17 protein-coding genes are annotated in these 20,509 nt (G+C 42.8%); 3 read left to right on the forward strand and 14 right to left on the reverse strand.

Features of this window, described 5'->3' with window-relative positions; all coding sequences use genetic code 11:
* Positions 1 to 50: 50 nt before the first annotated feature.
* The 13 genes from rpmI to rfbA all read right to left on the reverse strand — a co-directional run bounded on the left by rpmI (position 51) and on the right by rfbA (position 14,289).
* Positions 51 to 248 carry a 50S ribosomal protein L35 gene (gene rpmI / locus DWW23_RS00435; RefSeq protein ID WP_122351339.1) on the reverse strand — a complete coding sequence of 66 codons (198 nt, stop codon included), beginning with the start codon at positions 246 to 248 and terminating at the stop codon, positions 51 to 53.
* 51 nt (positions 249 to 299) lie between these two features.
* Positions 300 to 947 carry a translation initiation factor IF-3 gene (gene infC / locus DWW23_RS00440; RefSeq protein WP_122351340.1) on the reverse strand — a complete coding sequence of 216 codons (648 nt, stop codon included), beginning with the start codon at positions 945 to 947 and terminating at the stop codon, positions 300 to 302.
* A 33-nt stretch (positions 948 to 980) separates the two neighbouring features.
* The gene (gene thrS / locus DWW23_RS00445) at positions 981 to 2,936 is read right to left on the reverse strand and encodes a threonine--tRNA ligase (protein WP_122351341.1); all 1,956 of its coding nucleotides are present in this window, start codon (positions 2,934 to 2,936) and stop codon (positions 981 to 983) included.
* Positions 2,937 to 3,090: 154 nt separating this feature from the next.
* Complete coding sequence (locus tag DWW23_RS00450) at positions 3,091 to 5,214, reverse strand: tetratricopeptide repeat protein (protein WP_187576748.1); 2,124 nt, start codon at positions 5,212 to 5,214, stop codon at positions 3,091 to 3,093.
* 242 nt (positions 5,215 to 5,456) lie between these two features.
* The gene (locus DWW23_RS00455; protein WP_122351343.1) at positions 5,457 to 5,783 is read right to left on the reverse strand and encodes an acetyl-CoA carboxylase biotin carboxyl carrier protein subunit; all 327 of its coding nucleotides are present in this window, start codon (positions 5,781 to 5,783) and stop codon (positions 5,457 to 5,459) included.
* Between the two features lie 28 nt (positions 5,784 to 5,811).
* The gene (locus DWW23_RS00460; protein WP_122351344.1) at positions 5,812 to 7,359 is read right to left on the reverse strand and encodes an acyl-CoA carboxylase subunit beta; all 1,548 of its coding nucleotides are present in this window, start codon (positions 7,357 to 7,359) and stop codon (positions 5,812 to 5,814) included.
* Between the two features lie 19 nt (positions 7,360 to 7,378).
* Entirely contained in the window at positions 7,379 to 7,936 is a 558-nt protein-coding gene (def, locus tag DWW23_RS00465) for a peptide deformylase (protein WP_122351345.1), read from the reverse strand.
* 3 nt (positions 7,937 to 7,939) lie between these two features.
* Positions 7,940 to 8,362 (reverse strand): Holliday junction resolvase RuvX, encoded by a 423-nt coding sequence (gene ruvX, locus DWW23_RS00470; RefSeq protein ID WP_122351346.1) that lies wholly within the window; start codon positions 8,360 to 8,362, stop codon positions 7,940 to 7,942.
* Positions 8,363 to 8,431: 69 nt separating this feature from the next.
* Positions 8,432 to 9,829, reverse strand: coding sequence for an undecaprenyl-phosphate glucose phosphotransferase (locus tag DWW23_RS00475; RefSeq protein ID WP_122351347.1), 1,398 nt, complete (start codon positions 9,827 to 9,829; stop codon positions 8,432 to 8,434).
* A 100-nt stretch (positions 9,830 to 9,929) separates the two neighbouring features.
* Positions 9,930 to 11,066 (reverse strand): OmpA family protein, encoded by a 1,137-nt coding sequence (locus DWW23_RS00480; protein WP_122351655.1) that lies wholly within the window; start codon positions 11,064 to 11,066, stop codon positions 9,930 to 9,932.
* 112 nt (positions 11,067 to 11,178) lie between these two features.
* Positions 11,179 to 12,330, reverse strand: coding sequence for a GDP-mannose 4,6-dehydratase (gene gmd / locus DWW23_RS00485; protein ID WP_122351348.1), 1,152 nt, complete (start codon positions 12,328 to 12,330; stop codon positions 11,179 to 11,181).
* Positions 12,331 to 12,343: 13 nt separating this feature from the next.
* On the reverse strand, positions 12,344 to 13,417 hold the full coding sequence (locus DWW23_RS00490; RefSeq protein WP_122351349.1) for a GDP-L-fucose synthase: 1,074 nt from the start codon (positions 13,415 to 13,417) through the stop codon (positions 12,344 to 12,346).
* The gene (rfbA, locus tag DWW23_RS00495) at positions 13,414 to 14,289 is read right to left on the reverse strand and encodes a glucose-1-phosphate thymidylyltransferase RfbA (protein WP_122351350.1); all 876 of its coding nucleotides are present in this window, start codon (positions 14,287 to 14,289) and stop codon (positions 13,414 to 13,416) included. The genes DWW23_RS00490 and rfbA overlap by 4 nt, the downstream gene beginning before the upstream one ends.
* Positions 14,290 to 14,500: 211 nt before the next feature.
* Here rfbA and DWW23_RS00500 point away from each other — a divergent pair, with 211 nt between their 5' ends.
* The 3 genes from DWW23_RS00500 (at position 14,501) to DWW23_RS00510 (ending at position 18,701) form a co-directional block, all read left to right on the forward strand.
* Entirely contained in the window at positions 14,501 to 15,073 is a 573-nt protein-coding gene (locus tag DWW23_RS00500; protein WP_122351351.1) for an HdeD family acid-resistance protein, read from the forward strand.
* A 308-nt stretch (positions 15,074 to 15,381) separates the two neighbouring features.
* On the forward strand, positions 15,382 to 17,379 hold the full coding sequence (locus tag DWW23_RS00505) for an OPT family oligopeptide transporter (RefSeq protein WP_122351352.1): 1,998 nt from the start codon (positions 15,382 to 15,384) through the stop codon (positions 17,377 to 17,379).
* Between the two features lie 8 nt (positions 17,380 to 17,387).
* Positions 17,388 to 18,701 carry a SpoIID/LytB domain-containing protein gene (locus tag DWW23_RS00510; RefSeq protein WP_122351353.1) on the forward strand — a complete coding sequence of 438 codons (1,314 nt, stop codon included), beginning with the start codon at positions 17,388 to 17,390 and terminating at the stop codon, positions 18,699 to 18,701.
* A 238-nt stretch (positions 18,702 to 18,939) separates the two neighbouring features.
* Here DWW23_RS00510 and DWW23_RS00515 read toward each other — a convergent pair whose 3' ends face one another.
* Positions 18,940 to 20,505 carry a RagB/SusD family nutrient uptake outer membrane protein gene (locus DWW23_RS00515; RefSeq protein WP_122351354.1) on the reverse strand — a complete coding sequence of 522 codons (1,566 nt, stop codon included), beginning with the start codon at positions 20,503 to 20,505 and terminating at the stop codon, positions 18,940 to 18,942.
* Between the last annotated feature and the right edge of the window lie 4 nt (positions 20,506 to 20,509).

Below are 20,509 nucleotides of genomic sequence, written 5' to 3' on the forward strand. Positions count from 1 at the left end.
ATACATTCGGTTAATAAAAATCTTTGTAAAACTCGCTTAATTTAAGAAGATTACTTCATGCCAAGCATTAGCTTAACACTTCTTACATCAACAGTAGCAACAAGGCCGGTATGAGTAAGATTTCTCTTAGCTTTCTTAGTCTTCTTCGTCAAAATATGACTTTTAAAAGCGTGTTTTCTTTTGATCTTTCCTGTTCCGGTAAGGGCGAACCTCTTTTTGGCACCGGAATTAGTCTTCATCTTAGGCATTTTCCAATTTGTTTTAATTATTAAACTTGACACCCTCTAACGGGCGGTTTTTTATTCTTTGTTTCCCTCTGCGTCAGACTCTGTCCTCGGCTTCAAGGTTATAACTTTCTTAGCCACAGGCTTTGCAGGTCCGGCAGATGCAGCAGGTTTCGGAGTAGCAGTAGCAGCAGGTGCGCCTGCCTTTTTCGGTGTCAACATGATGATCATGCGTTTACCTTCCAATACCGGCAACTGTTCGACTTTACCGTAGTCTTCCAGGTCATTAGCAAAACGAAGTAACAAAACTTCTCCCTGCTCTTTGAAAAGAATGGAACGTCCTTTAAAGAACACATATGCTTTAACCTTAGCTCCTTCTTCCAGAAATCCTTTGGCATGTTTCAATTTAAAGTTATAATCATGATCATCAGTCTGAGGTCCGAAACGAATCTCCTTCACTACAACTTTAACTGACTTCGCTTTCTGCTCTTTCTGTCGTTTTTTCTGCTGATAGAGGAATTTCTGGTAATCGGTTACTCTACAAACGGGGGGCGCAGCATTGGGTGAAATCTCAACCAGGTCCAATCCCATATCTTCAGCCATTTTTAAAGCTTGCGATGTCGGGTATACGCCCTGTTCTACATTGTCACCTACTAGACGAACTTCACGAACACGAATACGTTCGTTAATTCTATACTGTTCTTTCAGATTGTCATTCTTCATTCAAAAAGATTTATTCTCCTCGTTATTAGTTATTTATTTATTACTTTTTTGCCAACGATTCATCATGTCCTCTACTTCATCGTTCAAAAGCGCTGCAAAGGTAGCAATTTTCATCGAACCTTTATCACCTTCGCCCTGTTTTCTTACAGAAACTTCATTATTTTCTGCTTCTTTTTCTCCAACGATGAGCATGTAAGGAATACGTTTCAATTCATTGTCACGAATTTTACGGCCAATTTTCTCGTTTCTGTCGTCTACCAGTACACGAATATCCTGTTCTTCCAGTTGACGAGCGATATTCCATGCATATTCATTGAATTTTTCACTGATAGGCATGATACATACCTGATCCGGAGTCAACCACAACGGGAACTTACCGCCTGTATGTTCGATCAGCACAGCAACGAAACGCTCCATTGAGCCGAACGGTGCACGGTGGATCATTACGGGACGATGCTTTTTGTTGTCTTCGCCTGTATATTCCAGTTCAAAACGTTCCGGCAGGTTATAGTCTACCTGGATTGTTCCGAGCTGCCAGCGACGGCCGATAGCATCTTTTACCATAAAGTCAAGTTTCGGACCATAGAAAGCGGCTTCACCGTATTCGATCTTGGCTTTCAGGCCTTTTTCCTGACAGGCTTCGATGATGGCGGTTTCTGCTTTTTCCCAGTTATCTTCCGAACCGATATATTTATCTCTGTTTACTTTATCACGTAAAGAAATCTGAGCTTCGAAATTTTCAAAGTCAAGTGCCTTAAAGATGATAAAGATAATATCCATTACTTTCAGGAATTCGTCTTTCAGCTGATCCGGACGACAGAATAAGTGAGCGTCATCCTGAGTAAAGCCACGAACCCTTGTCAAACCGTGCAACTCACCGCTCTGTTCGTAACGATATACAGTACCGAACTCTGCGAAACGCAAAGGCAGGTCTTTATATGAACGCGGGAATGACTTGAAGATCTCACAATGGTGAGGGCAGTTCATCGGTTTCAACAGAAATTCTTCACCTTCCTGCGGAGTATGGATCGGCTGGAATGAATCCTTGCCGTATTTTGCATAGTGACCTGATGTCACATACAACTGCTTTGCACCGATATGCGGAGTCATCACCTGTTGGTAACCGTATTTCTTCTGAATACGTTTCAGGAAGTCTTCCAGTTTCAAACGTAACTGAGTACCGCGGGGTAACCATAAAGGCAAGCCTGCTCCTACTGCAGTAGAGAATGTAAATAATTCCAGTTCCTTACCGATCTTACGGTGGTCACGTTTTTTGGCTTCTTCCAGTAACGCCAGGTATTCATCCAGCATTTTCTTTTTCGGGAAAGTGATACCATACAAACGAACCAACTGTTTACGTTTTTCATCACCACGCCAGTATGCACCAGCCACGCTCAGAATTTTAACAGCCTTCAGGTAAGATGTGTTAGGCAAGTGCGGTCCACGGCACAGGTCAGTAAAAGAACCCTGTGTATAGGTGGTTATTTTACCGTCTTCCAGTTCACTGATCAACTCAGTCTTATATTCTTCACCTCTGTCACCAAACATTTTCATAGCGTCTGCTTTGGAAATGTCCTGACGTTTGATTTCTTCTTTCTTTGCTACCAGTTCAAGCATTTTTGCTTCAATAGCTGCAAAATCACCTTCTTTGATTGTAGCTTCACCCGGATCTACATCATAGTAGAATCCATTTTCAATAGCCGGACCGATACCGAACTTGATACCAGGATAAAGTTCCTGCAGGGCTTCTGCCATCAGGTGAGCACTCGAGTGCCAGAATGCATGTTTACCTTCTTCGTCGTCCCACTTCAGCAGATTCACTGTCGAATCCTGCATAATAGGGCGAGACAGGTCCCATGTTTCTCCGTTCACACTTGCGGCCAAAACTTCCTGAGCCAAACGGGAACTGATACTTTCTGCGATCTGCATTGCAGTAGTTCCTTCAGCGTATTCTCTTACGGAATTATCCGGAAATGTAATCTTTATCATAATCTGTTCTCTATAATTCTTTAATTAGCATGCAAATTTAGCATTCTTTTTCGTAAAATGATATTTTTAGTCTAAAAGATATATGCTTTAAACCCAAAACAGACATGTTTTGTTGGAAAACATGTCTGTTTTGATTCAAAAAAACTGATTCATATCAATTGCTTGTCATACGTTTGATGATACTGTAAGCATTAATAATACCCAGCTCACCGGCTTTACTTAGGTCGGCAATTCCCTGATTGGCATCACCCAAAGACAAGCGTGCCAGCCCACGATTAAAATAGGCTTCCGCAAAATCGGGATCGCGCTTGACTGCTTCGTCATAATCCTGTATGGCAGCCCGGAAATCACGCTGTACGCAACGCAGGTTTCCACGGTTGAAGTAAGCATATACGAAACCGGGATTCAGACGGATTACCATGTCGTAATCGCGTGTGATCATTTCGTGTTCGTAAGCTCTCTTCTTATCCTTTACCTCTGCCGATGCCACATCGGATGGAGTTTTAGGTGCCGGGGCCTGCCCCATCTTGAAGTTCATACTATTCATAGACATAGACAAATCATCGGTACTGGATACCTGTGACAGATTATAAACCAATTGTTTGTAACGCACCACCGCACGATTGAAATAAGCCATGGTATAGGTTGGATCGAGTTCCACGACTTTATTGAAGTCTTTAATCGCTTCGGTAAAATCCTGTACCAACATATAGTCGACAGCACGTCCAAACCATGCATCAGCGTTATTCGGCTGAGTTTCTATTTTAGCTGAATAGTCATTTATGGATGCAAAGTGCACCGCAATCTGATCTTCCGTAAGAGCTGCTTCTTCGTTGGTGATACGCAACTTACGGGACAACACCATGCGGGCATTATATTCCTCGATCATCTTATCATAATAGACGATCTTCTTGACTGGATCGATCTTTTCATAATAAGTCAGGACGAACTGAGGTTCCAGGTCTACACGCACATTACGATCCTGCACACGTCCACGCACATCGCTTTGATATTTATTTCTGCGCTCTTCATCCTTATCATATACCACCAAACGGTTAAATTTGCTGATGTTTTTATCTGACTTTTCACGCGTATTCTCCTCTTTACTGTCCGGAGAGGTGGCATCATTCCCCTGCCCCGTATTATTGGAAGCCATAGCGTTGCCGGTCTGACCGGAAGCATTCCCTTTTTTACTATTATTTTCCATTTCGATAGCGGTCCAGTAATCGCGGTCGGCACCGACCTGATCATTCATCTTACGCTTCGCTTCCGAACGGCTGTAATAGCCCGGGGTAAAGTTCGGATATTGTCCCAGGACGACATCGAAGTCGCGGACAGCACCCCGATAATCACCGGTTTCAAAACGTAAAAGAGCACGGTTATAGTAAGCCATATAGTTATCCGGTTCTTGTTGGATAACCACATCGAAATCTTCGATAGCACGGTTGTTGTCACCTACCTGGTAACGAAGCAATCCACGGTTAAAACGAGCGATGAGATTATTTTTATCCATGCTGATTACCTGGTCGTAATCGTCCATTGCACCGCGAAGGTCGTTCTTCTGATAACGAACCAAACCACGGTTTATATAATAACCGCTTTCACGCGTATTCAAACGGATGGCTTCATTCAGGTCTGCCAGCGCTCCGTCGAGGTCGTTGGTCTGGTAGAGCAATATGGCACGGTTACCATAAGAAGGTGCATAATATGGGTCCATTTCAATCGCCTTATTATAATCGGCAAGCGCTTTCACCGTATCTCCCTTTTCACTGTACATCGCACCACGGGTCAGATAATTCATAGAATATTTAGGATGCGCTCTCATCAGCACATCGAATGTCTTCTCCGCATCATTATAGTCTTTTCGCTGAATATTGGCAACAGCCTTATTGACAAGCATCTGACGATCGTCAGGCTTGAATTCAAGTCCTTTATCATAATCGGCAATCGCTTCCACATATTTTTCCTGGCTCTGGCGGGCAATACCGCGGGCATAATAAGCTTGCACCAAAAAGGGATTCCGCTCAAGACATAACGTACAATCTTCTTCGGCCCCTTTGTAATCATCCAGATTGATTTTCGCGACAGCACGATAAAAATAGGGTTCCGCAATCCAGGGCTTCGCTTTAATTACCTGGTTAAAATACTGTATGGACAGCACGTAATCTTCAAAATATAAAGCATTACGCCCAATTGCCAGCACACGATCCGTATTGATCTGGGCCGACATCGCCAACGAAAATGCGATAAACATCAGAAAAAGGAATATTTTTTTCATCAGATTGCCTTAAGTGTTAAAAAGAGGTGTGTCGAAAGGTTTCAACGGACTTTTCGACACCCCTCCTTGTTTAGCGAACAAAAATAAGCAATTCGGATGAATGTTAAAACGGTTCTTGGTAAAATTATCCTCAACAAATCGTAATCTAGTCAAAAAACATAAACCGGACATAAAAAAGGTTGCGTTACAAAGTGCAGAACACCTCTAACGCAACCTTTCTCTACATTTATATATAGCCGGTTTTACTTCGGCTGTATTTTTGCCATCAAATGATCTTTTGTGATCTTGTCACCTTCCTTTACGCCCAACTCGGTAATCACCCCGGATACCGGAGCAACGATCCGGTTGTACATCTTCATCGCCTGATGGATGAGAAGCAACTGGCCGGCTTCAACTTCCTGACCCTGCTCCACATAAATCTTCACGATGGTTCCCGGGAGGTTGGAAATCACATCACCGACGAAGGGCTTATGCCACATCTTACGGTTCTTATATTTCTCTGTCAGCAGCGTTTTGTACTTACGGGCGGTAACTACAAAATCTACATATTCATTTTCTTTATTTTCCATATTTCAAAAAGTATATGTACGGATTTAATTAGAACGGAGGGATTCCGTGCTTTTTGGCCGGTCTGCATTCCTCTTTCAAAACAGAAAGTTTCAGAGCGTGAAGCAACAGCGCACGTGTTTCTTTCGGCTCGATAACAGAATCAATAAATCCTTTTGAAGCTGCCACATAAGGATTAGCGAACTTCTCGATATACTCTTTTACTTTTTCCTGGCGCATTGCATTCTGGTCTTCAGCTTCCATAATTTCCTTACGGAAAATAATGTTTGCTGCACCTTCCGGTCCCATCACGGCAATCTCCGCACTCGGCCATGCAAACATAAAGTCAGCACCCAGGTGACGTGAGTTCATCGCGATATAACCACCACCGTAAGCCTTACGCAGGATCACAGTAATCTTAGGTACAGTTGCTTCAGAATAAGCATACAGAACTTTTGCTCCGTGACGGATCACACCGGCATGTTCCTGGTCTACGCCCGGCAGATAACCCGGCATATCTTCCAATGTAATGATAGGAATATTGAATGAATCGCAGAAACGGATGAAACGTGCGGCTTTATCAGCACTATCGCAATCCAGTACGCCTGCCAGTACCATCGGCTGGTTAGCTACGAAGCCTACTGTTTCACCAGCCATACGACCGAAACCGACCACGATATTGGCGGCCCACAGCTCCTGAACTTCCAAGAAGTCGGAGTCGTCGACGATGCATTTAATAACATCACGTACATCATACGGCTGTTTAGGGTCAGCTGGAACAACTTCTTCGATGTTCAACATAGCTGTCGGCTCTTTCGGTTCAGTAGTCTTGGCACGCTGCTGATTGTTCCAGGGGATAAAGCTAACCAGACGCTTAACCTGTTCGAAACATTCTTGTTCGCTCAATGCATAGAAGTGAGCGTTACCTGTTGTTTCTGCATGAACACGGGCACCACCCAGATCCTCCATAGAGATATCTTCACCCAAAACAGTTTTGATCACATTCGGACCGGTGATAAACATCTTGGAGATGTTTTCTACCACGAATACGAAGTCGGTCAAAGCCGGAGAATAAACTGCACCACCGGCACACGGTCCCAGGATCAATGAGATCTGAGGGATAACACCTGATGCAATCGTATTTCTATAGAATATTTCTCCATATCCGGCCAAAGCGCCAACACCTTCCTGAATACGTGCACCACCAGAGTCATTGATACCGATAATCGGGCATTTCATCTTCAGTGCATGATCCATGATCTTTGTGATCTTACGGGCATGTTGCAAACCTAATGAACCACCGGCAACAGTAAAGTCCTGTGCATAGATACATACCGGAGCACCGAAAATAGTACCCGTACCTGTAACCACACCATCACCCGGAAAGTCTTTCTTATCCATTCCGAAATCACGGCCATCATGCTTTACAAACAAATCGTACTCATGAAAAGAGTTTTTGTCCAGCAAGGAAAGAATACGATCACGGGCAGTCAGTTTACCCATTGCGATCTGCTTTTCGATAGCAGCCTCGCCTCCCCCCATCTCTACGACGGCTTTCTTCTCCCTGAGGGCCTGAATGTTTTTACTTAAATCTGTCATATTATTTAATAGATTTTTATTATTTACCGACAGCTTTTGCTCTGTATGAACAACGAGCGGTCCCTTTAATAATACTATTTAGTTTTCCTTTATTCAATTGACGACGGATAGCCGACACATTATCAATGAACACATGACCTTCCAGATGCTCACATTCATGCTGTACAACACGTGCAGCAAAACCATCCACGACTTCATCATGTTCCACCCAATTTTCATCCATATATTTCACACGGATCTTACTGGCACGGGATACCTTTTCATGTACGCCCGGAAGGCTCAGACAGCCTTCTTCCATAGCTATTTCTTCTTCACTGCGTTCAACAATGTCCGGATTGATCATTGCACGCTTGAAACCTTTACATTCAGGAAAATCATCTCCCATCACATCTGCATCGATTACGAGCAAACGGATCGACAGACCAACCTGGGGAGCGGCCAAGCCTACTCCATCGGCATTGTACATCGTGTCGAACATATTTGTTACTAACTGCTTTAATTCCGGATAATCTTTTGGTACTTCTTCAGCCTCTTTTCTTAATACGGGCTGTCCATATAAATATACTGGTAAAATCATAAACTATAACTGATATTTTTTATTTTCCAAATATGATTGTAGGATAATAACTGCACTGATTTCATCAACAAGACCTTTATCCTGTCTTTTTTTCTTCTTCAGACCTCCATCCAGCATTGCCTTATGTGCCAGGACAGATGTAAAACGTTCGTCGTAATACTCAACCGGAACGCCCGGTATTGTCCGTTTCAGATGTGTAACGAAAGCTTCTACATACTTCATATTCTCCGAAGGTTCATTATTCATCTGTTTCGGCAAGCCGACCACAAACAAATCAACCGGTTCTTTTGAAACATAAACAGACAACCAGGGGACAAGCTCACCGCTCGGCACTGTCGTCAACCCATTTGCAATCATTTGCAAGGTGTCTGTAACCGCTAATCCGGTCCGTTTCCGACCATAATCAATTGCTAGTATCCTTCCCATCGGCTGCAAAGATAACACAAATATGTATTTATATTACACAAATACGCAAAAAGTGTGCAGCTTATAAGTTTAATAGGCATTCTTTTCACCTTTCGACATATTCAAAACCGTCACCACAATGATCTTCAGATCCAGGAAAAAGGACCAATTCTCAATATACCACACATCTCTTTTCACACGACCTTCCATTTGCTCCAGAGTCTTTGTTTCTCCCCGGTAACCGGTCACCTGCGCCCAGCCTGTAACACCAGGCTTCACTAAATGACGCACCATATATTTATCGATAAGCGCCGAATATTGCTCGGTATGTTTCAGCATATGAGGACGGGGACCGACTACTGACATGTCTCCTTTCAACACATTGATAAATTGAGGAAATTCATCCAGATTCGTGCGGCGCAGAAAATCTCCGATCCTCGTTTTACGGGGATCGTCTTTTACCGCCTGCAATTTATCCGCATCCGAATTGACCCTCATAGTACGGAATTTATAACATTCAAATTCTTGTCCATACAAACCGGTTCGTTTTTGTTTAAAAAGGACGGGGCCCGGAGACGTTATTTTTATCAATGTCCCGACAATTACATAAAGTATCGGGTAAATTGTCAAGAGAATTCCCAAGGAGAAGACTATATCAAAAGACCTCTTCAACGCCCGATTATAGGCTGCTTGCAACGGTTCACGACGTACGGCTAATAATGGTATTGACTCCATTATTTCCATAACGAGACTCTTCTTGATATTTCGATAGAATTCGGGCACAATATAGAAACGAATCATATGCTTTTCAGCAAAATTCATTATCCGCAATATCTTCTCATCCTGTGTTCCCGGCAATGTACAATATATTTCATCGATATCGTTAGCTTCCACATACTCCTCCACTTCATGCGTCATACCCAAATAATTCGGCAACACACTCTGCAAAGACAAATTATCATCAAAAAATCCCATGATACTGAAACCATAGGAAAGATCATTTTTCATGACCCGATATAACTCCATCCCATTTTTACCGGCTCCTACAATAATAATTCTTTTGAAATTATGACCTTTTCTACGATACATCTTCAACGTGACACGAACAAAAACACGCCAAAGAGCAAAAATGACTACCGTTATTACATAATAGATCAACAGAAATGTAGCCAAAGCGTCACCTATATTCAGAAATATGAGGCAGGTTGCAAACAGAAACACCAATATAGAAACTAAAGCAAAAGCACGCTGAACAATTTTATCAATAAAGACTACAGCCACATGCAATTGCATGGGGACAAAATATAAAGCAAAGAAGTAACAAAAATTCAATAAGAGAACAACCTCTCTTAAGCTATTAGATAGTGCCTTTGTATAAAAATCCCCTAATCCATAAAAAACAGCAAAGAACAACAGATTTAATACTAACAAATCTCCTATTCCTATCAGCCACTGGATAAGGTAACCATGTTTCTTGTCGAATTCCATAACTGTGTTCTAAAATTCTACAAAAGTAATCAATATTCTGTGCAAAAAAAAGGCTGCACAACATAATGTGCAGCCTTTTTCAGGATATAATCGAAATAAATTATTCGTTAGCAGACATAATAACAACACGGTTCCAGTTGTTTTCGCTATACGGTTGTTCATCAGAACCTCTCCATTCGATAGAAATCTGGTTAGAGTTAACACCGTATTTTTCGATCAATTCTTTAGCAACGGCTTTAGCACGTTTTTCAGAAAGACCCATGTTATATTTAGATGTACCTGTGTTCTTATCAGCAAAACCAATAACCTTGATAGGTGCATTGTTAGATTTCATGAATTCAGCAGTATTGTAAATATTGATCTGCTGGTTCTTGTCAATCTTAGAACTATTCAAACGGAAGTAAACTACATTGTCTACATAGTTATTTACAACATTAGTTACAACTTCTTCGCATTCAGGACAAGATTCCGGACGTTTGCTCAATTCATCGTTAGCAGCACGCAGAGAGTTGATCTGATTGTTCAGGTCATTCAACAAAGCGTAATCCATCGGTTCCAAAACTTCGAAATCAGTTTTACCCAGTTTGAAAGTCAAACCTGCACTCAACTGTGCGATACCGTCTGTCAGGTGGAACATATTAACACGGTTGAACTGTTCATTCAACAAAGAACCCTGAACTTCCACGTTCAAATCAACACGTTTGCTCAAACGGAAAGCAGTAAGAATACCGGCATTCAACGTCGGAGATTCTGTTCTTGCATATCCCTGATTTTCGAAACGCTGTGCGTAACCGAAACCTACCCAAGGAATCAAACGGAATACTCTTTTTTCATTATAAACTCCCCAGAAATTGGTAACATCCCATAACAAGTCTACATGAGCAGCTGCATATTTGTTGTGCTGCATGATTTCTGCGTTGTCACCTACAAATCCGTGTAAAATACCACCGTTCAACTGAGCACGGAAAGCCAAATACGGATTGAACCACTTACCAAATGAGAACTGCGGAGCAAAATTCAGACGGTTTCCAAAATCTGCTTTATTATTTTGGTCACCCAACAACATACTTGCACCACCGGCAACAGAAATAAACCAATTGTCGCCAGCTTTGTTTTTCTTGAAATTTGTCTTATAACCTTTTTCAGTACTAAAACCAACTTGTGGTTTAAATTCCTGTGCTGACACAGAGAAAACAAAACCTGACAACAAAGCTAAAAGTAATACTTTAGTCTTCATATTCATCAACTTTTTAATTAAACAATCAATTACCTTAAATAACGCTCAAATTTAGAGCAAAATTAACTCTTTTTTTAACTAAAACAAATTAAATCTATGTTTTGTTCTTAATTTATTCAAAATAATTCAGAATTTTATATCCTCCTTCTCGCAGGTAGGACTCTTTTTTCATCAGTTTGATATCATTCTGCATCATATCCTGAATAAGAGCATCAAGGGTGTATTTGGGTTCCCATCCCAAACGGGTACGGGCCTTTGTAGCATCCCCAATAAGCAAATCCACCTCGGTCGGACGGAAGTATTGAGGATCGATTCCTACAACTTCCTCACCTATCCGTTCTTTAAAACGTTCGAGATAAGCCTCACCTACTTTCTCTATAAACATTTTTTCGTCAATATAGTTTAATACTGCGACCTCATTAACATTTTCTCCTTTGAAAATAATTTCTACACCTATTTCATTAAAGGCTTTACTGATAAAATCACGAATAGTCGTCGTTATTCCGGTAGCTATTACATAATCAGACGGTTCATCCTGCTGAAGAATGGCATACATCGCACGAACATAATCCTTAGCATGCCCCCAGTCTCGTTTGGAAGATAAATTCCCCATATAAACTTTTTCCTGCATACCCAAAGCGATACGCGAAACAGCACGGGTCACTTTACGGGTAACAAAAGTTTCCCCCCGAAGCGGAGATTCATGGTTAAACAAAATCCCGTTGGACGCATGCATCTTATAGGCTTCCCGGTAATTGACCGTAATCCAGTAACCATACAACTTAGCTACAGCATAAGGACTTCTGGGATAAAAAGGAGTTGTTTCTTTCTGAGGCACTTCCTGAACCAATCCGTACAATTCGGATGTTGAAGCCTGATAAATACGGGTTTTAGGGATCAGGTTCAAGAGCCGTACGGCTTCCAGGATACGCAAAACCCCGAGCCCATCGGCATTAGCAGTATATTCTGGTGTATCAAAACTAACTTTCACATGGCTCATAGCCGCCAGATTATATATTTCATCAGGTTGTACCTCACCTATTATACGAGTCAGATTCAGGCTATCGGTCAGATCACCATAATGGAGAATCAGATTCCGGTTCTCTACATGAGGATCCTGATACAGATGGTCGATACGATCCGTATTAAACATAGAGGAACGACGTTTGATGCCATGTACCGTATATCCTTTTTTGACAAGATATTCCGCCAAATAAGCTCCATCCTGCCCCGTTATGCCTGTTATTAAAGCAACTTTACTCATTATACTAAGTTTATTATTGTTTGTTTAAATACCAATTATATAAAATTTCCACGCCATCGGCTATCTCTATTTGATGATGCCATCCCAAAGCATGCAGTTTACTTACATCTGTCAATTTTCGCAATGTTCCGTCGGGTTTGGATGCGTCAAAAGCGAGTTCACCCTGAAAACCGATCTTATCCTGAATCAGTTTTGCAACTTCCCTGATGGATAATTCTTTACCCGTACCTATATTTATATGGGTATTGCGCACTTCATTGCCTTCCGGACGCACATCAGAAAAATTAATATGTTCCATAATGTATACTGAAGCATCGGCCATTTCTTCGCTCCACAAGAATTCACGAAGCGGCTTCCCTGTTCCCCAAAGTTGTACTTTTCCTTGAGAAATACCATATTTCCCAAGAACAGCCAGAATATCCTTCTCCGGAGCATCACCCGAGATTCCTTCTACCGGACGCGCATTCAAATCCTTTCGCAAAGCATCCCAATCATTTGCATGAAGACATTTGGCTAGATGAATTTTGCGAATCATAGCCGGAAGTACATGAGAAGTTTCCAGATTGAAATTATCGTTCGGACCATACAGGTTGGTTGGCATCACGGCAATATAATTCGTGCCATATTGCAGATTATAACTTTCGCACATCTTTATACCTGCAATCTTTGCTATGGCATAAGGTTCGTTGGTATATTCCAGCGGAGAGGTCAGCAAACAATCCTCAGGCATCGGTTGCGGAGCTTCGCGAGGATAGATACAAGTACTTCCCAGAAACAGCAATTTCTTTACATTATTAATATAAGAAGCATGGATCACATTATTCTGTATCATCAGATTGATATAAATAAAATCTGCACGATACAAGCTATTTGCCATAATTCCTCCCACATGGGCGGCCGACAAGAATACATATTCCGGTTTCTCGGTTGCAAAGAACTCATTCACCGCACACTGGTCTGTCAAATCCAGTTCGGCATGGGTACGCAAAATAAAGTTTGTATATCCTTTCTGCTTCAGGTTTTTCAGGATAGCCGATCCAACCAGCCCCCGATGTCCTGCTACAAATATTTTGCTGTCCTTATTCATTCCTTTACTAATTTCAATAAATACTGACCATATTGATTTTTAATCATTGGAGTGGCCACTTCTTTTAGTTTTCCGTCATCTATCCAACCTTTCCGGTAAGCAATTTCTTCCAGGCAGGCCACTTTCAAACCCTGACGCTTCTCTATCACTTCCACAAAGGTCGAAGCTTCCGACAAAGAATCGTGTGTACCGGTGTCGAGCCAGGCAAAACCACGTCCTAACAACTGGACTTTCAGTTCCCCGTCTTTAAGGAACTCCTGATTCACAGTCGTGATCTCCAATTCTCCACGTGCCGAGGGCTTAATCTGCGTTGCCACCTCAACCACTTTATTCGGATAAAAATAGAGTCCGACAACAGCATAATTCGACTTAGGAGACTGAGGCTTTTCTTCAATACTCAGCACATTCCCTTCTTTATCGAATTCGGCTACACCATAGCGTTCCGGATCGTTGACGTAGTAACCGAACACAGTTGCTTTTTGTTCGTTCTCCACATTGTTAACGGCCTCTTTTAACATAGCCGTAAAACTTTGTCCATAAAAGATATTGTCGCCCAACACCAGGCAAACCGAATCATTTCCAATAAATTTATTCCCTATAATAAAAGCTTGTGCCAGCCCGTCGGGTGAAGGTTGTTCGGCATACTCGAAATGCACACCATAATCCGAACCGTCCCCCAGCAGTCGACGGAATCCCGGCAGATCCTGCGGGGTCGAAATAATCAATATCTCCCGTATCCCGGCCAACATCAGGACAGAGATAGGGTAATAGATCATCGGTTTATCATAAATCGGCAATAATTGCTTAGATACACCTTTTGTAATCGGATACAAACGGGTTCCGGAACCTCCGGCCAATACAATTCCTTTCATTAGGTTCAGACTTTTTAATTATTAAAATAGAGTACAAATGTATACAAAATATTCGATTTGTCCTTATTCGGCAAAGACCTCTTTCCGATGTGTTTAAAGGGAAGAAGACAATTTAAGAGAGAACTGACCATAATGTATATAAAAGAAGATTTTTACAACCTTTCATTCCTGCCTTTTGTTACAGTAGAAATAATTTTAATAACAAATTGATATGAACACATTTGACGAAAGAATTAGTTCCGCCGTAAAAAACTGGTGGGTTTCACTTCTACTGGGATTATTATATATCCTGATTGCAATATGCCTGATGTTCACGCCGATGGCTAGTTATGTTGCATTAAGTATCTTATTCAGCGTTGCCATGTTTGTGAGCGGAACACTTGAAATCCTTTTTGCCGTATCCAACCGGAAACATATTTCCAGCTGGGGCTGGTATCTGGCCGGTGGTATCATCGACCTCATACTGGGTATTTACCTGATGGCAAGCCCTGGGCTGAGCATGACCGTCCTTCCGTTTATCCTCGCATTCTGGTTAATGTTCAGAGGTTTCTCTTCTACTGGTTATGCGATGGACCTGAAACGGTTCGGAACCGGAAACTGGGGTTGGTATATGGCTTTCGGAATTCTGGCTATTATCTGTAGCATCGCCATTATCTGGCAGCCGGGATTAGGAGTCTTTACACTCGTTTATATGATCGCTTACGCGCTGCTTATCATCGGTATCTTCCGCGTAATGCTTTCTTTTGAACTGAGAAGCCTGCATAAGAAAAACGAAAAAGAATAATTTCATCATTTCCCCAGGAGGACACTGTAGTTTCCTCCGGAAGAAATTCTGGTTCCCTGCGGAGGAAATTGCAGTTCCCTCCGCAGGGAATTACAGTTTCCTTACCCGGGAATTACGAGGAAACTGTAATAAATTCATAATCAACCGATAAAAGGAATACGCCACACACACTGCTTTCATATAAACCTCGAGCCCTCCATTCTTACCACCCTAATCATTGTTCTATAAAAAAAATAACGTAGTTTTGTAACGCTATAGATACAGAAAAACACATTTGAGATTAAATCTAACTAAAAATAATAGTCACCGTGAAGAAGGAAGATGAAGAAAAGGTAAGCGGGCTACCGGAAAATGCCTACAGAGAACTCAAAGAAGGAGAAGTATATAACCCTATCATGTCACCCAATAAACAGTACAAAGAAGTGACACCCTGGTCTGTGTTTTGGGGACTTGTGATGGCCGTGATATTCAGTGCGGCTGCAGCTTATCTGGGACTGAAAGTCGGACAGGTCTTTGAAGCAGCCATCCCGATCGCTATCATTGCCGTCGGACTGTCGAGCGGCTTTAAACGAAAAAATGCATTAGGGGAAAATGTTATTATCCAGTCTATCGGAGCTTGTAGCGGCGTGATCGTAGCCGGGGCGATTTTTACCCTTCCTGCTTTATATATCCTGCAGGATAAATATCCGGAAATCACCATCAACTTTTTTGAAGTATTTATGAGCTCGCTGTTGGGTGGTATCCTCGGCATTCTGTTGTTGATTCCTTTCCGGAAATATTTTGTTTCAGACATGCACGGTAAATACCCGTTCCCGGAAGCTACAGCAACGACACAAGTGCTCGTTTCAGGTGAAAAAGGCGGAAGCCAGGCCAAGCCCCTTATCCTGGCCGGACTGATCGGAGGTTTATATGATTTTATCATCGCCACATTCGGATGGTGGAGCGAAACGATAAGTACACGGATCGTCAGCGCCGGTGAAATGCTGGCGGACAAGGCTAAAGTCGTTCTGAAAGTAAATACAGGTGCAGCCGTACTGGGGTTAGGTTATATTATCGGTTTAAAATATTCAATGATTATCTGTGCCGGTTCATTCCTGGTTTGGTTGGTGATCATTCCGTTGATGTCCGCCTTTTTCGGTGCAGATGTACTGACACTAGGCAACGACGCGATCACCGCAACAGTCGGAAGCATGAGTGCAGAACAGATATTTACCACTTATGCCCGCCATATCGGTATCGGGGGTATTGCTACAGCCGGAGTAATCGGTATTATCAATTCCTGGGGAATTATCCGCGGAGCCGTGGGATTGGCAGCCAAAGAACTGAAAGGGAAAAATACGGAAGCCGACACAGAAACGGTACGCACACAAAAAGATTTATCCATGAAGATCATCTCGATCGGTATCTTTGCGACACTGATCGTTACCTATTTGTTCTTCCATTTCGGTGTACTGGATAACTGGTATTATGCCCTGATCGGTCTGTTGATCGTCGGGATCATCGCTTTTCTGTTCACAACCGTTGCCGCCAATGCGATTGCGATTGTCGGAACCAATCCGGTATCTGGTATGACATTGATGACACTGATCTTATCGTCGATCATTCTGGTTGCTGCCGGACTGAAAGGAACAGCCGGTATGGTCTCGGCTCTGATCATCGGAGGTGTTGTATGTACGGCACTTTCTATGGCGGGAGGCTTCATTACTGACCTGAAAATCGGTTACTGGCTCGGAAGTACACCGGCAAAACAACAAACCTGGAAATTCCTCGGTACACTGGTTTCTGCTGCAACCGTTGGCGGTGTTATCCTTATCCTGAACCAGACATACGGGTTTACCACCGGACAGCTGGCAGCTCCGCAGGCAAATGCGATGGCAGCTGTTATCGAACCTCTGATGAGTGGTTCGGGAGCACCCTGGATACTGTACGGAATCGGAGCCGTATTGGCTATCATCCTGAATTTCTGCAAAATCCCGGCATTGGCTTTCGCATTAGGCATGTTCATTCCGATGGAATTGAATACCCCCTTATTGATCGGTGGTGCTATCAGCTGGTATGTTGGAAGCCGCAGCAAAGACAAGGCATTGAATACTGCCCGTCTTGAAAAGGGTACATTGCTTGCTTCCGGATTCATTGCCGGTGGAGCTTTAATGGGTGTTGTCAGCGCAGCATTGCGTTTCGGTGGCATTAACCTGGTAAATGAAAAATGGCTGGAAGGAAACTTTGCCGAGCCTTTAGCTGTTCTTATGTATATTGCATTAATGGCTTATCTGGCGATAAGCTCGATGAAAGCGAAAAAAGAATAATATAAACAATGGATGCACCGTTAGTTAATGTTGGGATTATGACGGAAAAGGCACTCTCATTCGTATTCAACGGAGAATATATCCACACCGAGAGCAGTTCTTTTCTGACGGGAGAACAACGGGCGTTGTTCGTAAACGGGAATATAATATACAACGGTAAGCTGTATAAGGAGCTTTTCTTTGAACCGGCTTCGCCTGATTCTTCATTCGACCTGAAAGCTGTTACGATCGGAGTTGATTTTCACTGGCAAAGACAGGAAGACCAACGATTCAAAGGTGCATTGAACCTGGTAGCAGGGAATGAAGGTATTGTGGTGATCAACAGCATCGATGTTGAAGAATATCTCACCAGTGTGATCTCGTCGGAAATGAGTGCCACAGCTTCAAAAGAGTTGTTGAAAGCGCATGCCGTGATCTCCCGCAGTTGGTTGCTGGCACAGATTGAAAAGACGTTCCGCCTGGGAAATGCACCGGAGAAATACAAAAGTTGTGAACGCGACCGTGACCAACTAATCCGTTGGTACGACCGCGAAGATCATGGTATGTTCGATGTCTGTGCCGATGATCATTGCCAACGTTACCAGGGCATCCCCCGTGCTTCCACTCCGATAGTGGAAGAGGTGATCCACGAAACACGCGGCGAAATACTGACCGATGGCGAATCGATTTGCGATACCCGCTTTTCCAAATGCTGCGGAGGCGTAACCGAGCAATTCGAACATTGCTGGGAGCCTGTGCCCCACTCCTATCTGACAGCCGTTCGCGACAGCAAGGAGAGCGCTTTTCCTGACCTGACCGATCCGGTCGAAGCAGAAATGTGGATACGAAATTCGCCCGATGCTTTTTGCAATACGACAGATCAAAAGATATTGAGCCAGGTGCTGAACAATTATGATCAGGAAACAACTAATTTCTATCGTTGGAAAGTGACTTATACACAGGAGGAACTTGCCGGACTGATCCACCGCAAAAGTGGTATCGACTTCGGCGAGATACAAGATCTGATCCCATTGGAAAGAGGGAGTTCCGGACGTATCGAAAAGTTACAGATCATAGGTACACGCCGTATTTATACGATCGGCAAGGAGTTGGAAATACGGCGGACCTTATCGGAAACCCATCTGTATAGTTCTGCTTTCGTTGTTGATAAGGAAAATATGCGCCTCAACATCCCGCAGCGTTTCGTACTGACGGGTGCCGGTTGGGGACATGGCGTAGGGCTTTGCCAGATCGGCGCAGCAGTTATGGGCGAACAGGGCTATTCTTATACGGAGATATTGTCACATTATTTCCGGGGAGCTAAAATTGAGAAAAGATATTAGTTCCTTTCCACAAGCATTCAGATACAAACATATTAAAATCTAAAAAGGTCGCTAATCTCACGATAGCGGCCTTTTTTTGTGTTTACCTATCTTTCCGGCTCCTAGTGGTAGCCGGTTGTCTTTACTCTCACGAGCTCTAACTGATTACAAAGGAATAAATAACTCTACAAGTAACCAAGCAAAATAGATTAATAAGGGTATTTTCCCCACAAAATGGGGAAAAATACCGATAAAATTATTAATAACCTTTGTTTTGTATCAGATTCTTACTCTTTGATATCTCATTTGTTGGTATAGGGAATACGTGATTGACCGATGCATTGAATGTACGGGACGGCCAGGCTTCTATTTCTGTTATCTCTAAATCGTCTTTCGACTGAGGAACCGGGATTTTAGCTTTAACACTATATCCATGTAAAGGTTTCTCCACATAATTCTTCGCAACACCCCAACGGATCAGATCCAACATACGATTCGAAAACTCTCCGGCCAACTCACAACGGCGTTCATTCATCAAATCTTCCTTCGTAGCATTCTGCTTAGGAGACAAACCGGCACGTTTACGTACTTCATTCAAAGGGGCATCTCCGTTCTGACCTTGCCAAATCAAAGCTTCGGCCTTCATTAGCAACACTTCGGCATAACGAATCAACGGTATATTCAGACTTGTTGTCGGATTATCGCCATTCGGATTGACAGTCGTACCGATAGCATCTGCCGCCTTGAACGGATCCATATATTTATTGAACTGCATACCGGATAAACTTTCATTGGAGTAATATACCTTTTCCTGTCCCAGGAAAAAGAACTTGTCACCTGGTTGAAGAATAGTGGCAGGCAGACGTTTATCGCCTACTTCGAAAGCTTCGACCAATTCGATTGTCGGAGTGAAATACCCCCAACCGTTATATTGCCCCCAACCTTTATTCTCCAACAATGCGCCGGGAAGGAAAGAACCGGCCACTTCCGAAGACGGAGAAGAGAAAATATATTCATCACTGTAATTATTCTCGATCTTGAATACATCGGCGAAATTATCCAACAGGCGGTTCTTTCCTGAGTTGATAACCTTATCACAATATTCAATAGTGGTTGCATAAGAAGATGCATCATACTGAGCATCGAACAAAGCAACTTTAGCAATATATGCCCAACAAGCAGTTTTATGCGGACGGCCGTAATCAGCCTCTCCCCATTCTTTAAAGTCAGGCAATAATGCGGCAGCCTTTTCAAAATCTTCTATGCAATAAGCATAGTTATCGCGTACACTCTTGACACGGGGTACATCCAGTTCATCTACTGCCAGACCCGGCTCTACAATAGGTATACCTCCGTTTTCTCCATTATCCCCGTAATAAGGAGCGATCCAAAAGTAAGCCCAGGCACGGAAAAAATAAGCTTGTCCCAATACTTTATCCTTTGTATCTTCACTGATATTCATATCGGGAACATTTAAAATAATATCGTTACAACGTTTGATCAACTGGTACATTTTCGGCCAGTTATCCACGACATCACGGCTATAATCCGCCGTAAAATTCTTCATGGCAGCACAACCGGCTTGTGTACGTCCTGTTACCACATCATCACTACAATTGTAATAATGCATAAAGCCACGCCCGACAACACCGGCTTCCCCGGTCCAGAAATAAAGTCCGTCAGCTGCACGAAGCGCATCATTCTCCGTCATCCAGAAACGGTCGCTGGAAGGTTCTCCATATTTATTATAGGTAAGGAAATCCTCACAAGATGTTAATCCGGCCAATGCCAGACAAAGAATTCCTATTTTCAATACTGTTTTCATACTT

Source organism: Parabacteroides sp. AF14-59 (assembly GCF_003479515.1).
In the GTDB taxonomy this organism is placed as follows: domain Bacteria; phylum Bacteroidota; class Bacteroidia; order Bacteroidales; family Tannerellaceae; genus Parabacteroides; species Parabacteroides faecis.